General features: G+C 59.8%; 13 protein-coding genes. All 13 read right to left on the reverse strand.

What is annotated here, in order from left to right; all coding sequences use genetic code 11:
* Position 1: 1 nt before the first annotated feature.
* Positions 2-1,021: a flagellar motor switch protein FliG gene (gene fliG / locus PSH96_RS20405; protein ID WP_010208743.1), complete on the reverse strand. Its 1,020-nt coding sequence runs from the start codon at positions 1,019-1,021 to the stop codon at positions 2-4.
* On the reverse strand, positions 1,014-2,789 hold the full coding sequence (fliF, locus tag PSH96_RS20410) for a flagellar basal-body MS-ring/collar protein FliF (RefSeq protein WP_056859753.1): 1,776 nt from the start codon (positions 2,787-2,789) through the stop codon (positions 1,014-1,016). The genes fliG and fliF overlap by 8 nt, the downstream gene beginning before the upstream one ends.
* A gap of 16 nt (positions 2,790-2,805) precedes the next feature.
* The gene (gene fliE, locus PSH96_RS20415) at positions 2,806-3,135 is read right to left on the reverse strand and encodes a flagellar hook-basal body complex protein FliE (RefSeq protein ID WP_017134937.1); all 330 of its coding nucleotides are present in this window, start codon (positions 3,133-3,135) and stop codon (positions 2,806-2,808) included.
* A 131-nt stretch (positions 3,136-3,266) separates the two neighbouring features.
* Positions 3,267-4,646 (reverse strand): sigma-54 dependent transcriptional regulator, encoded by a 1,380-nt coding sequence (locus PSH96_RS20420; protein ID WP_305454658.1) that lies wholly within the window; start codon positions 4,644-4,646, stop codon positions 3,267-3,269.
* A 7-nt stretch (positions 4,647-4,653) separates the two neighbouring features.
* Entirely contained in the window at positions 4,654-5,865 is a 1,212-nt protein-coding gene (locus PSH96_RS20425; RefSeq protein WP_305460122.1) for a PAS domain-containing sensor histidine kinase, read from the reverse strand.
* Between the two features lie 110 nt (positions 5,866-5,975).
* Positions 5,976-7,451, reverse strand: coding sequence for a sigma-54 dependent transcriptional regulator (locus PSH96_RS20430; RefSeq protein WP_017134934.1), 1,476 nt, complete (start codon positions 7,449-7,451; stop codon positions 5,976-5,978).
* Between the two features lie 169 nt (positions 7,452-7,620).
* The gene (gene fliT, locus PSH96_RS20435; RefSeq protein ID WP_017134933.1) at positions 7,621-7,917 is read right to left on the reverse strand and encodes a flagellar protein FliT; all 297 of its coding nucleotides are present in this window, start codon (positions 7,915-7,917) and stop codon (positions 7,621-7,623) included.
* A 23-nt stretch (positions 7,918-7,940) separates the two neighbouring features.
* Entirely contained in the window at positions 7,941-8,330 is a 390-nt protein-coding gene (fliS, locus tag PSH96_RS20440) for a flagellar export chaperone FliS (protein ID WP_017134932.1), read from the reverse strand.
* 138 nt (positions 8,331-8,468) lie between these two features.
* A complete protein-coding gene (gene fliD / locus PSH96_RS20445; RefSeq protein WP_305454663.1) occupies positions 8,469-9,878 on the reverse strand; it encodes a flagellar filament capping protein FliD in 1,410 nt (469 codons plus the stop codon).
* Positions 9,879-9,957: 79 nt separating this feature from the next.
* Positions 9,958-10,317, reverse strand: coding sequence for a flagellar protein FlaG (locus tag PSH96_RS20450; protein WP_200433507.1), 360 nt, complete (start codon positions 10,315-10,317; stop codon positions 9,958-9,960).
* A gap of 75 nt (positions 10,318-10,392) precedes the next feature.
* The gene (locus PSH96_RS20455; RefSeq protein WP_305454666.1) at positions 10,393-11,838 is read right to left on the reverse strand and encodes a flagellin; all 1,446 of its coding nucleotides are present in this window, start codon (positions 11,836-11,838) and stop codon (positions 10,393-10,395) included.
* A 265-nt stretch (positions 11,839-12,103) separates the two neighbouring features.
* Entirely contained in the window at positions 12,104-13,033 is a 930-nt protein-coding gene (locus PSH96_RS20460; RefSeq protein ID WP_305454668.1) for a ketoacyl-ACP synthase III, read from the reverse strand.
* Between the two features lie 277 nt (positions 13,034-13,310).
* The gene (locus PSH96_RS20465; protein ID WP_305454670.1) at positions 13,311-14,894 is read right to left on the reverse strand and encodes a flagellar hook-associated protein 3; all 1,584 of its coding nucleotides are present in this window, start codon (positions 14,892-14,894) and stop codon (positions 13,311-13,313) included.
* Between the last annotated feature and the right edge of the window lie 10 nt (positions 14,895-14,904).

Below are 14,904 nucleotides of genomic sequence, written 5' to 3' on the forward strand. Positions count from 1 at the left end.
CTTAGATCATTTCTTCGCCGCCCTTCCCACCGAGAACGATTTCTCCGGCTTCGGCCATACGGCGGGCAATGGTGAGGATTTCCTTCTGCGCGGTTTCGACGTCGCTGACGCGCACCGGGCCTTTGGCTTCGAGGTCGTCGCGCAACAGTTCGGAAGCACGCTTGGACATGTTCTTGAAGATCTTCTCTTTGACGTTTTCGTCCGAGCCTTTGAGGGCCAGCACCAGCACGTCGGAGGAGACTTCGCGCAACAACGCCTGGATGCCACGGTCGTCGACATCGGAGAGGTTGTTGAACACGAACATAAGGTCTTCGATCTGGCCGGACAGGGTGTCGTCGATCTCGCGGATCGAGTCCATCAACTGGCCTTCGACCGAGCTGTCGAGGAAGTTCATGATGTCGGCCGCACGCTTGATGCCGCCCAAGGTGGTGCGCGAGGCATTCGAGTTGCCGGAGAACTGCTTCTCCAGAATCGTGTTGAGTTCTTTCAGGGCTGCCGGCTGCACGGTGTTCAGCGACGACACGCGCAGGATGATGTCCAGGCGCACTTTATGGTCGAAGTGGCCGAGCACTTCACCAGCTTGGTCGGGGTCGAGGTAAGCCACGACGATCGCCTGGATCTGCGGGTGCTCGTAGCGGATCACGTCGGCCACCGCGCGCGGTTCCATCCACTTGAGGCTGTCCAGGCCACTGGTGTTGCCGCCCAGCAGGATGCGGTCGATCAGGCCGTTGGCCTTGTCTTCACCCAGTGCCGAGGTGAGCATCTTGCGGATATAGCTGTCGGAGCCGACGCCCAGGCTGGTCTGGTCGCCGACGATCTCGACGAACTCGCTCATCACCTGCTCGACTTGCTCGCGGTGCACATTGCGCATCTGCGCCATGGCCACGCCCACCCGCTGGACCTCTTTAGGCCCCATGTGGCGCAGCACTTGGGCGGCGTCGGTTTCACCCAGGGACAGCAGCAGAACTGCGGCTTTGTCGACCTTGGTGAGCTTGGCAACAGCGGCTCGATTATCACTCATCTGCGTTGATCCACTCTTTCACGACCTGAGCCACACGGCCCGGGTCTTCTGCTACCAGACTCTTGATTGCATTCAGCTGAGCGTCGTAGCCTTCGCTCGGGCTTGGCAACAGGATGCTTTGCGGGCCGCCGAGGCTGACGCGGTCGTTGGCCAGTTCGCCGTCCAGGCCGCCCATGCCACCCAACTCGACGTCGCCACCGGCCAAAGCCAGTTGTTTCTTGCCGTTGCCGGTGATGTTGTTGAGCACCGGGCGCAGCACGCCGAACACCAGCACCAGGATAAACAACACACCCAGCACTTGTTTAACGATGTCCCAGAACCATGGCTGCGTGTAGAACGCCGGGTCGGCGATCACTTCGGCGCGCTCGGCGGAGAACGGCATGTTGATCACGCTGACGCTGTCTCCACGGCTGGCGTCGAAACCGACGGCGTCCTGTACCAGGCGCGTGAAACGCGCCAACTCATCGGTGCTCCACGGCGCACGGGTAACGGCGCCATCCGCCGGGTTGACCTTGACCTGATCATCGACCACCACCGACACCGACAGGCGATTGATCTTGCCCTGCTGCTGTTTGGTGTGGCTGATGGAACGGTCGAGCTCGAAGTTCTTGGTCGACTGGTTACGCTTGTCCGCCGGGTACGGTGCGAGCATTGGCTGGCCGGTGGCCGGGTCCATGATCTGCTGGCCGTTGGCGTCCAACAGTGGTTGGCCTGGCTGGATCGCGCCAGCCGTGGCAGCGGCGCCACCCGTGGTTTGTGGTGCTGTCGCCGGGGCCGGTGGCTGGTTGCTCAGGGCACCCGGCACACCTTGCGGGCCATTGCTGGCGGTACGTTGTTCGCTGGTGGACTGCTCGCTGCGCAGCGCAGGCTGGTCCGGGTTGAACTGTTCGGAGGTCGACTCGACCGCGCTGAAATCCACGTCGGCGGACACTTCAGCCTTGTAGCGGTCATTGCCCAGCACGGGTTGCAGGATGTTGTGCACGCGCTGGGTCAGCATGCTTTCCATGCGACGGCTGTAGTCGAACTGCTTGCCGGCCTGGGTCAGCGCGGAGTTCTCGGCCTGATCCGACAGCAGGTTGCCCTTCTGGTCGACCACGGTGATTTGCGACTTGCTCAATTCGGGAACGCTGGTGGCCACCAGGTTGATGATCGCCAGTACTTGGCCAGGCTCCAGGGAGCGGCCGGAAAACAGTTCAACCAATACCGAGGCACTTGGCTTGCGTTCGTCACGCACGAACACCGAGCTTTTCGGGATCGCCAGGTGCACGCGGGCGCCCTTGACGTTGTTCAAGCTGCTGATGGTGCGCGCCAGTTCGCCTTCCAGACCACGCCGATAACGGGTGGCTTCCATGAACTGGCTGGTGCCCAGGCCCTGGTCCTTGTCGAGGATTTCAAAACCGATATTGCTGTCGGACGGCGTCACGCCGGCAGCGGCCAGTTTCATGCGCGCACGGGCCACGTCATCGGACTTGACCAGCAAGGCGCCGGAATTGGGCTCCACGGTGTAGGCGATGTCGGCGGCGGCCAGGGTTTCCATGATCTGCTTGGAATCCATGCCGGCCAGGCTGCCGTACAGCGGACGGTAATCGGGTTGTTGCGACCACAACACCACGGCAAAACCAATCGCCACGCTCGCCGCCAGGCCGACCATCAGGCCCACCTGCCGCAGCATGGTCATTTCCGAGAGGTTTTCCAGGAACGACAGGCCAAACAGCGGCGGCTTGCCGTCTGCCTTGGCGGGTACGTTGTCGGAGACTGCTTCTGCCATGACTTAAATCTCGTCCTTAAACCGGCATCTGCATGATGTCTTGATAAGCCTGAACCAGCTTGTTACGCACTTGGGTCAAGGCTTGAAAGGAAACGCTGGCCTTTTGCGAAGCGACCATCACATCGGTGAGGTCCACGCCGCTCTTGCCAATTTCGAAGGCGGTGGCCAACTGACTGGAGGCTTGCTGGGTGTCGCTGACTTTGTTGATTGCCTGACCGAGCATGTCGGCAAAACTGCTTTGGCCCAATTCCGGCGCTGGCGCGACGGATTTCGGTTGAGCCATGGCATCCATTTGCATGGAGCGCATATCCAACATCAACCGATTGAACTCAATACCCTGGCTCATGACCTTCTCTCTCCGACGACCCGCAATTTTTTGACACTACGCAGCGGTTACTACGGGTGGTAGCAACAAGGGTGCCAGCTCCGTGGCAATTCGTAAGAAAAGGCGACAAACCGTGTCAGCCCAAGAATTTTTTACGTAGCGAAAAGGTAGGCTTCCACGTCCATCCCGGCGTCGCGCATCTGCGCCAGCTTGTAGCGCAGGGTGCGCGGGCTGATGCCCAGGCGTTCAGCAGCCTCTTTGCGACGGCCGCGCTCGGCACGCAAGGTGTCGATGATCATCTGGAATTCGCGGCGGCGCAGGTCGTCGCCCAGCGCACCGCCGGACTCGGTATCGGCAGCCGCCACGGGTGCGGGCGCCAGGCTCGGCAACGGCGCGCTGCCACTGCCCATGGCCAGGCAGAAGTCTTGCGGCTGGATCAAACCGCCCTGCTGCAAAATCAGCGCACGCTGGATGGCGTTGTCCAATTCGCGCACATTGCCGGGCCATGGGTAGCTGATCAGGCAAGCCTGAGCCTCGGCCGACAGCCGCGCCTGGGCGTGCTTCATTTTTTTGACGTGGTTGTTCAGCAGGCGCTCGGCCAGCGGGATGATGTCCGCCGGGCGTTCGCGCAACGGGCGCCAGGCCAGCGGGAATACGGATAGCCGGTAGAACAGGTCTTCACGAAAGCGCCCCGCCGCCACTTCGCCCGCGAGATCGCGGTTGGTGGTGGCAACCACGCGGATATCCAGCTGGATCGGCTTGCGTGCGCCCACGCGCTCCACCTCACGCTCCTGCAACACCCGCAGCAGCTTGGCTTGCAGGCCCAGGGGCATTTCCGAGATTTCATCGAGCAGGATGGTGCCGCCGTCGGCCTGTTCGAACTTGCCGGCCTGGGCCGCGATGGCGCCGGTGAACGAGCCTTTTTCATGGCCGAACAAGGTGGCTTCGAGCATGTTGTCGGGGATGGCCGCGCAGTTGATCGCAATGAACGGTTGTTTGGCGCGGCTCGATTGCTGGTGGATATACCGCGCCAACACTTCTTTACCGGTGCCGGATTCACCGGAGATCAGCACGGTGGAATCGCTGCGCGCCACGCGGGCCGCCAGTTCCAGCAATTGCGCGCTGGCCGGTTCAAAGGCAATCGGGCCTTCGCCTTCGGCGTTCGAAACAACGCCGAGTGCATGCCGGGCAACCAGTTCGATCAGGGCTTTAGGCTCAAAGGGTTTGACCAGGTAGTCCGCCGCGCCCTGGCGCATGGCGTCCACGGCCCGCTCCACGGCGCCATGGGCGGTCATCAGCAGCACCGGCAGTTGTGGCTGGCGCGCGCGCAGCAGGCCGAGCAACTGGTGGCCGTCCATGCCGGGCATGTTGACGTCACTGACCACCAGGCTGAAAGATTCCTGCTCGACCGCCTCCAAGGCTTCCTCGGCAGAACCGACCGCCCGGTAGTCATGGCCCGCCAACAGCAGCGTGTCAGCCAATGCTTCACGCAGGGCGCGATCGTCTTCGACCAATAAAACCTTGATAGCCATAGTCCTTTTACTCCGCGCTTGCCGTGCTGGAAAACAGTGGCAAGGTCATCAATGCACAGGTGCCACGCCCCAACCGGGAGTGCAGTTGCAATTCTCCCTGATGCGCACGTGCCACCGCCTTGACCACGGTCAGGCCGAGGCCGGTGCCGTTGGTCTTGGTGGTAAAAAACGGTTCGCCCAGGCGTTGCAGCACACGCGGTTCGATGCCGCTGCCGCTGTCGCTGATACACAGGCGCAGGGTTTGCTCGCGGGTATACAGGTGCACCTTGAGCCGCGCTCCGGGGCCACTGGCCTGGGTGGCGTTTTCGATCAGGTTGAGCAAGGCGCCGACCAGGGTGTCGCGGTTGCACAGCAACTCGCCCTGGTGGCTGTCGCACTGCCAGCGCACCTGGGCGTCCTGGATATGGGTGGCGGCCGCCGCTTGCAGCGACTGCATCAACATGGCGGGCGTAACACGGTCGGTCAGCGGCAATTCGCCGCGGGCAAACACCAGCATGTCGCGCACCTGGTGCTCCAACTCATGCAAGCGCTCTTTGAGACGGCCAGCAAAACGTTGGTGGGTGGCGGCCGGCAATTGCTCATCAGTCAAATGACTGGCGTAGATCAGCGCCGCCGACAACGGCGTGCGGATCTGATGCGCCAAAGAAGCGACCATCCGCCCCAACGACGACAAACGCTCATGGCGCGCCAGCTGGTCTTGCAGGTGACGGGTTTCCGTCAGGTCGTTGAGCAGCACCAGTTGGCCGGGCTCGGCGTCCAGGGAACGGGTGGCGATGGACAGGCGGCGGCCGTCCTTGAGGGAGATTTCGTGGCCGTCGTCTTCACGGGGGGCAAAGCAGCGGGCGATGACTTCGCGCCATAACTCGCCTTCCAGCGGCAGGCCGAGCATGTCGACCGCAGCCGGGTTGGCTTCACGCACGCGGCCTTGATCATCAATGACTATCACGCCACCGGGCAGCAGCGACAGCAGGTTTTGCAGACGGTTGGCCAGGCGCTCTTTCTCGGCCAGCTCTTGCATGCGCTGGGCACTGACCACCGCCAGCTCGCCTTTAAGCTCGGAAACCCGCGCCTCCAGCAAGCTGTAAGAGTCAGTCAGTTGGCTCGACATCTGGCTGAACAGCGAAAACGCCTGTTCCAGGCCATGTCGGCTGAGCTGCTCGGCAGTCGGGACAGGCCCCTGAGCATCAGGGACCAAAGAGTGTTGGGCGGCGTGGGGCATCATGCTCTCTCGCTTGGCTGACCGTCAGTTAAACGGAACGTTGCGAGGGCTGTAGCAATACCCGTGCCGAAAAAAAACTACTGATATTTCAGTAGCTTAAAAAACAGGCGTCAATCATCCGCCTGTTCATCACCTTCTCGACGGCTCATACCGTACTTGCGCATCTTCTCAACCAGGGTGGTTCGACGGATACGCAAGCGTTCGGCAGCGCGGGCAACAATGCCGTTGGCATCGTCCAGCGCCTGCTGGATCAGGCCCTGCTCGAGGCTACCGAGGTAGTCCTTCAAGTCCAGGCCTTCGGGCGGCAGCATGGCGGTGGAACCGAAGTCCGGCGTGTGGCCGTTGATGGCCACGCGCTCTTCGAGGTCGGTGCGCAGGCTGTCGACCAGTTGCTCGTCTTCGTCGTCGACGTAGCGGAATTTCTTCGGCAGTTCGACCACGCCGATCACACCGTAGGGGTGCATGATCGCCATGCGCTCCACCAGGTTGGCCAGCTCACGCACGTTGCCCGGCCAGCCGTGGCGGCACAGGGACATGATCGCGGCGGAGTTGAAGCGAATCGAACCGCGCTTTTCGTGCTCCATGCGCGAGATCAACTCGTTCATCAGCAACGGGATGTCTTCCACGCGTTCGCGCAGCGGGGCCATCTCGATGGGGAATACGTTGAGGCGGTAGTACAGGTCTTCGCGGAAGCTGCCGACCTCGATCATGCTTTCGAGGTTTTTATGAGTGGCGGCAATGATGCGCACGTCGACGCTTTGGGTCTTGTTGCTGCCCACGCGCTCGAAGGTGCGCTCCTGCAATACGCGCAACAGCTTGACCTGCATCGGCAGCGGCATATCGCCGATTTCGTCGAGGAACAAGGTGCCGCCGTTGGCCAGCTCGAAACGCCCGGCACGGCTGGTGATCGCCCCGGTAAAGGCGCCCTTCTCGTGGCCGAACAATTCGCTTTCGAGCAGCTCTGCCGGGATCGCCCCACAGTTGACCGGCACGAATGGCCCGTCGCGGCGCTTGGAGTGATAGTGCAGGTTGCGGGCAACCACTTCCTTGCCGGTGCCGGATTCGCCAAGGATCAGCACGCTGGCGTCGGTGTCGGCGACTTGCTGCATCATCTGGCGCACATGCTGAATCGCACGACTGGTGCCGACAAGGCTGCGGAACAAGTTGGGTTCACGGTGACGACCGCGCTCGCGGGCCTGGTCGTACATCTCGCGATAGACCTGGGCACGGTGCAGGGAGTCGAGCAATTTGCTGTAGCTGGGCGGCATTTCCAGGGTTGAAAGCACGCGGCGGCGCTGGTCTTCCGGCAGGTCCACGGAAGAAATATCACCCATCAGCAACACCGGAAGGAACTCATCCCAGGTCGACAGTGTCTTTAACAGGCCCAAAATGGCGCCAGGAGCATTTACCGTCCCGATCAGCACACAAATAACTTCACGGCTCGATGACAAAGAGCTGACCGCCTGCTGCCAGTCATGGCTGCCGCAGGGCAAATTTTCTTCACCGAGAAAATTTAAAATCACCGCTAAATCGCGGCGACGGACGCTATCGTCATCAATCAGCAGAATTTTGGTTTCACGCCACATGCAATAGCAACTTCCCTAGTAAAACTTCCTGCCCCAGAGCGAGGGCAATCGAGACGCCTGTAGGACTTCTTACCTAACAGACGCCTGAAATCTGAAAACAGCACTAGTTAAGTCAAAAATACGAGCACAGTCAAATATATGACGCGCCGTTCGGATTAACTGAGCCAGTTCAGCCGAACAGATGGTAAACCTTTGACGCACTTTGCGCGCGGTTGATCTGCGACATCTCTTCGAAAATCGCCTGGCGTTCGCCGGTCGTCACCTCCAGCAACTGCTGATACACCGCCAGCAAGCTCTCAAGCTTCTCCCGCAGCGCATCCTCGTCCACCGGCGCGTTGTTGAGCGCTTCGTCGATGACTGCGCGGCACCCCATGTCCAGTTCGCCGATGGCGTCCCAGTTACGTTGCGCCAATGCGTCGACCAAGGCTTCGCGGGTCTCGTCAATCCGTTGCAGGGCGTGGCTCATGACATCATCCTCAGGCCAAAGGCCTACAGTGTTGCAATACCGTCCCAGCCTTCCTTGAGCGTAATCATCAGGCCGGCTACTTCGTCGATCATGCTGACATCGCTCTTACTGTTGGCTTCAAGCAGGCGCGTGGTCATGTAGGCATACAGGTTATCGAGTTGCTGCAACGCGGCCGGATCATCGGTTTTTTCCGGGTTCAGGCCGTCACGCAAGCCGATCAGGATGTCGATCGCCTTGCCCAGCAGCAAACCCTTCTGCGCGATATCACCACGAGCCATGGCACCCTTGGCCTGCGCCATGCGGTCCAGCGCGCCTTCCATCAGCATCTGCACCAGGCGATGTGGGCTGGCTTCAGAGACTTGGGCATGGGAATTGACCTTCTGGTATTGGCGAAGGGCTCTCATGGGATTCATGTTTCTACCTCGTGACAGGCAACAGCTAAATTAGGATGGGCTCTGACTAATATGTCGACGGGATGACAAAAAACTTTAACCCGACGATCCACCGAAGGCCGCGTCCGGCGCAGGAGCACCGGGCGGCTTCAACTGGGATCAACTGTCCGAATTCGACTTGTTCAGCGCGTTGAGCGTGGTCATGACACTGGAGCGCTGGCTGGTGAGCTGGGCGACCAGGTTGTTCATGGTGGTGTACTTGGCGGTCAGGCTCGTTTTGAGGGCGGCCATGCGCGCGGTCAGGGTGTCCTGCTGGTTTTGCAGGTCCTTGAGGTTATTCGACAGCGTCGAAGAACGCGTAGCCAGCACACCGGTGTTGCTCAGCGCATAGCTGTCGGTCGCAGATTTCATGCGCGCCAACAGGCCATTGTCACCGTTGAAAATGCCGCCGATATCGGTGGGGTTGGTGGCGATGGCGGCACTGAACAGTTTGTCATCAATGCTCAACTTGCCGGTGCCCGAGTCCGTATTTACACCAAATTGGGCGAGGGACTTCAACGTACCCGTACCTGCCAATGCGTTCATCTGCGCGCGCAGAGCCGACTGCAACGTGCGCATAGTGGCATCGCCCGTCAGCGCAGAAGACGTGGTGGAACCATCCGGGTTGCTGGTGACCTTGGTCTCGTTGCCGATCGCCGTCATCAGGGCGTTATAGGTATCGACAAACCCCTTTACCGAACTCTTGAGCGTGTCGTTGCTGCGCGAAACCGTGATGGTCGACGCCACGCGCGTAACACCATCAGGCAACGCGCCCGTGACGCCGGCAGGCAAAGGCGACAAAGCCGTCAGCTTGATACTCACGCCACTGATCGCGTCGCTCAGGGTGTTGCTCTTGGACTCCTGGGGAGTGCCGTCAATGGTGTACTTCGCATTCGCCGGTGGGCTCACCACCGAGGTGCCCACTTCCAGGCCGGAGTTGCCGCCAATGGTAATGTCGGTGCCGACGCCGGTATTGGTCGATGTCATGACCAGACGGGAACCGGTGGCGTCAGTCAGGATGTTGGCACTCAGGCCGGCACTGCTGTATTGGGCGTTGATCGAGTCACGCACTTGCTGCAACGTCGCACCCGGCGGCACGCTCACACCATAACTCTGACCCGACTGGGAAATCTCCAGGGTGGTCGAGGTATTGCCAGTATTGACGACCGTCTTTGCACCACCGGCATACGTTTGCGTCGCCACTTTCGAAGCAGTCGCCAGCTGGTTGACTATCAGCTGATAACTGCCCGCAGAGGCACCGGCGCCGAGGGTAACAGTCGATACGTTGGCGTCTGAGGCAGTCGCCGTCAGGCCACCGATACTGGCGTCCTTGGCCATGTTGTCCATCGCACCGCGAAACGCGTCCAGCGCCGCTTGAATCTTGCCGATCGAGGACAGTTGGGCAGTCGACGTTTGCGTCTGCTTGTTGATCTGCGACTGCTTGGGTGCTTGTTCAGCATTCACCAAGGCCGTGACGATCGACTCGGTATTAATCCCCGTAACCGGGCCGCTTACCGTGATATCACCCATGACACTTCTCCTGATCGGGGCTGGCGCTTTATTGACGGACGACGCCTCAAGCCGCTACAGCAACAAAATTCATGCCAGCTCAGACTTTCGCGTCAAACAACACATTGCTGGCGTCGTGAAGGCTTTGTGCGAGTTTCAATGCAGTTTCCGACGGGATCTGACGAATGACTTCGCCACTGTCGGTTGCAATCACCTTGACCACCACCTGATGGGTGGAGTCATCGATGGAAAATTCCAGGTTGCGCTGGGCAGCCTGAACGAATTTGCGAATATCCGTAACGGCCTGTTCAAGGTCGGACGGTTTCGAGTCTTGCTGGGTTTGAACCGCGGCCACCGCAGGGTCGACCTTGGTTTTGTGCAGGTCATTGTTTACGGGTGCAGGCGCGCTCTGCGGCGCCGCTGCCGGATAAGACAGGTTCAGCTTCACACTCATGTCCATGCCCAATCTCCTCATCACGCAAAAGACAAAAGGGCACGTAAACGCGCCCTTCCGTCAGTCATCTGCCGATGGCTATTACTGAAGCAGTTTCAGTACAGCGGATGGCAGTTGGTTGGCCTGGGACAGGATCGCAGTGGAAGCCTGTTGCAGGGTTTGTTGCTTGGTCAACTGAGCAGTTTCTGCAGCGTAGTCAACGTCCTGGATCTGACCGCGAGCGGCGCTGGAGTTGTCGGCAATGCTCTGCAGGTTGGCAACGGTGTTGTCGAAACGGTTTTGTACAGCACCGAGGCCGGCACGCTGGGAGTCGATATCCGAGATCGCCTGGGTGATCACGTCGATCGCGTTTTGCGCGTTGGCAGCGCTAGTAACGTCGGTGTTGTTGACGGTGGTTTTGGCCGAGTTGGCAGCGGTAGCAGCACCGGCAGCGAACACACCCGCAACACCAGCGCCGTTCAGCGCGTAGCTGCTGGAGGAGTTCAGCGAAACAGCACCGGTAGCAATGATAGCGGTAGCAGCCAGGGCAGTAGCAGTACCGAATGTACCGGAGCCGTCTTTGGTAGCAACCGAGATACCAGCAGCACCACCGTCACCAGCGTTGAAGGTCAGATTCTCACCGGTGTCAGACTTGACCGACAGAGCGTTGGTCGACGAATCGTAGTTAACGCTGATGCCCAGCTTGGCAGCGTTGGACTTCAGTTGGTCAGCCAGGTCGGACGTTTTGGTCACGCCAGTGAACTGAACGGCTGCACCGCTGCCCACTTGCAGGGTGAAGTTAGCGCTCGGAGGGGTAGCAGCACCGATGGTAGCCGCGTTCACGGTGAACTGAGCTTCAGTGCTGGCAGTCGCAGCGAGGCCGCCGACAGCGCCGTTCATTTGAGCAGCGATCTGCTTGGCGGAAGCGCCAGCTGCCAGGGTCACGGTTGCAGACTGGCCACCACCGGTAACGGTGATCGCGCCGCCGGCAATACCTGTTGCCGAAGGCGTCAGGGATTGAGTTTTCAGCTGCTGCGAACCAATGTTATTGGCGGCAACGTTACCGATGCTCATGTCGATGGTCTGGTTGGCGTTGGCGCCGACCTGGAACGAAGTAGTACCGAAAGAACCGTCTAGCAGGTTCTTGCCACCGAAAGTAGTGGTGGTAGCGATACGGGTCAATTCAGCAGTCAGAGCAGCGTATTGAGCCTGGTTCGACTTACGGTCTTCAGCGCTTGGCGAGCCGTTGGCCGATTGCAGAGCCAGGGTACGCATGCTTTGCAGGATGTTGGTGGACTGCTGCATGGCGCCTTCAGCGGTCTGAGCAATCGAGCTGCCGTCGTTGGCGTTTTTGATCGCAACGCCCAGGCCGTTGATCTGGCTGGTCAGACGGTTGGAGATTTGCAGGCCGGCCGCATCGTCTTTGGCGCTGTTGATACGCAGGCCGGAGGACAGACGCTGCATGGAGGTTTGCAGGGCGCCGGAAGCCTTGTTCAGGTTGTTCTGAACGGTCAACGAAGCAAGGTTGGTGTTTACTGTTAATGCCATGACGAAATCCTCGTGGGTGGTGTACTGCGGCTTCCGGCCCTGGCAACCGCCGGGTGTGGCCTAGAGAACCTTCGTAATAGTTATCGTCGTGAAAGCAGGTTGCTTGAGGACTTTTTTGATTTTTTTTACTAGCACGGGGCCACCCTTTGTAATTCAAGCATTTACGATAGCCCAAACCCTCGCCATTGCTGGGTTTTCTGGCGCCAAATAAAAAACGCCCAGGCTTTTTGAGCCTGGGCGTTTTTGTGTGCAGCCTATTAAAGGGTCATGGGCGATAGAGAATCGCCGACCCCCACGACAGGCCCACGCCGAAACCGCTGATGGCAACCCGCTTCCAATCGCCGTCGATCATGTGCTTTTCCAGCAGCAGCGGAATACTCGAGGACACGGTGTTGCCGGTCTCGACCATGTCCTTGATGAACTTCTCCACGGGCGCATCTTCGAAACGCCGCGCGACCGCGTCAACAATCGCCGCACTGCCCTGGTGGATGCAGAATGCGTCGATTTCGTCGGCCTTGAGGTCCGACTCATTGAGCAGTTCGTGCAAATGTGCCGGCACCTTGAGCAACGCGAAGTTGAACACCTGGCGGCCGTTCATGAAAAACACGCCGTCGCTGACCTTAAGGTGCGGTGCGCCGGAACCGTCGGTGCCGAACTTGGACTTGCCCAGCAACCACGGCGCGTCTTCACCCATCCAGGTGGCGGTGGCGGCATCGCCGAACAGCATGGTGGTGTTGCGGTCTTCCGGGTCGACGATCTTCGAATACGGGTCGGCGGTGATCAACAGGCCATTTTTCAGGCCGGTGGCTTCCATGAAGCCCTTCATCGCATAGATGCCGTAGACGTAGCCGGAGCAGCCCAGGGAAATATCAAACGCAGCCACGTGGGTGGGCAGGCCCAGCTTGTCCTGAACGATGGCGGCGGTGTGGGGCAAACCCTCTTCGTCGCCGTTTTGCGTCACAACGATCAGCGCGTCGATGGATTCGCGCTTCAACTCCGGGTTGGCCGCAAACAAGGCGTTGACTGCCTCGACGCACAGATCAGAGGTTTCCTGCGCAGCATCCTTGCGCGGCAGGAACGCCGAACCGATCTTGCCGATGATGAAATCTTCATCCTTGGCGAATTTGGCGCCCTGGGCGTAGTTATCAACCCCGTCTGCCGGCACGTAACTGGCGATGCTTTTTATGCCAATCATTGTGGCTTCCCAATACTAAATAGCTGGATAACACCCCTCGGGCTTGGCCGGGAGCGCTGACAATAAAGGGGATAACCCCATGAAAATATCGCTGAAAGCCGCCGCGTAAAGACTCGCAAGCGACTTATCCTTTTCACACGATACAGTGAAGATGCGCTTTATGACTCACAGGTCACTCAATTTTGTGCGCTTTATGCAAAACCCGGCAACATTCCGGGCGTCAGAAACGACAACGGCCCACCCTGTTGCCAGGGTGGGCCGCTGGTATTACCGCCGATTACATGCGGCTGAACAGGCTCAACTGCGAGATTTTCACGAAGGCCAATTGCGAGGCTTGCAGCATGGTCTGTTGCAAGGTCAGGTCGATGGCAGCCTGGCCCATATCGACGTTGGCCAGTGACGACATGGTCGAGGTGTTGGCCAGGCCCAGACTGGTGTTTTCCTGGCCCTGAATATCCAGGGCGTTCTGGCGCGCACCAATCGAACCGCGCACCTGATCGATCTGCGCCGACGCGTTGGTCAGGTTGCCGATCGTGGTGTTCAACACATCTTTGAGGTTGTTCTTGGCGACCTGGTTGCCATCCGCCGGGACCAGCAGGGCCTTGCGCAGCTGGCCCAAGGTATCCAGGGCGTTCATATTTTTGTTGCTGGTGGCACCAACAGAAAACTGATCACCAGCCCCTGGCGTACCGCTCACATCGAACGTCACCCCGGCAGCGGTAATCGACGTCGCGCCGGTGGCCATGGTGCCCGAGGCAATTGACTTGCTGTTCGGCGTGTACGGCTGGGCATACACGTCGTAGGCATTGCCGCTGGTGAACTTGATCACCGCACCCGAGTTGGGAAAGGTACTGGCGTAGGTCGGCTGATCGGTGACCCGGCCGCCGGTCAGTTGCGCCGTGGACGGATTGCTGGCGGTACGCGAGCTGCTGAACGTGTCCGGCTTGCTTTCCAGCGTGAACGCCTTGCCCGCCACCAATGCATCCGCAGGCGCACCCGAGGCGACATCCGGCCCCAGGTTCAAGCTGATATCGAATTTGACGCCGCGCAAGTTGACGCTCGAAGCGCCTTCCTTGGTGGAGTCAAACGTGCCGTTACCGGTGATCTCGGCGGTAACGTCATTACCGTCCTTGTCGCTCACGCTGTATTGGGTGCTGCTGGAGAAGGTCAATTTATAGGGCTGACCATCGGAAAAACTCTTGGTGTACGTGGTGCCGGAGGTGATCAGGCCCGCCGAGATCGCGACCTTGCCGTCATTTACCGCAGGCGGCAACAGCGTGGCCTGGGTGCGACCGGTATTGGAAGAACTCTCAAGCAACGTCTTGCCCGTATCCCCCGCAGAGACCGTCAGGTTGCTCGACACTTGCAGGCTCAGCGGCGTCTCGTCGCCCTGATAGGTGTAGGTGCCGTCGTTGTTACGGGTGTAAGGCGGCGTGTCGGTCTTGGTCCCGGAGAACATATAGTTGCCGCTGGAGTCCTTGGTATTGAGCAGGCCCAACACCTGGTCTTCAAGGGCACCTATCTGGCTGGCGATCGCCTTGCGGTCATCATCGCTGAGCTTGAGGTTACCGGCCTGCAATGCCAGACCCTGGGCGGCGCCCATGGCGGTATCGATGCTGGCAAGCACGCTTTCTTCATTATTCAGCGAGTTCTGCAACGTCGTAATGTTGCCGTTGTACTGCCCCAGCATGTCTTTCTGCTGCTGCAACATAAGCAATTGGGCGGCGGCCACCGGGTCATCGGACGCGGTTTGCACACGCACACCGGAACTCGCCTGGTCCTGGGCCTTCACCACACCCGAATAGTTGTCCTGATACTTGCTGGAGCTGGTGTCGAAATACTGCTGTGTAGAGATACGCATCGTTCCAGAC

This window comes from Pseudomonas sp. FP2338 (assembly GCF_030687515.1).
GTDB classification, from domain to species: domain Bacteria; phylum Pseudomonadota; class Gammaproteobacteria; order Pseudomonadales; family Pseudomonadaceae; genus Aquipseudomonas; species Aquipseudomonas salomonii.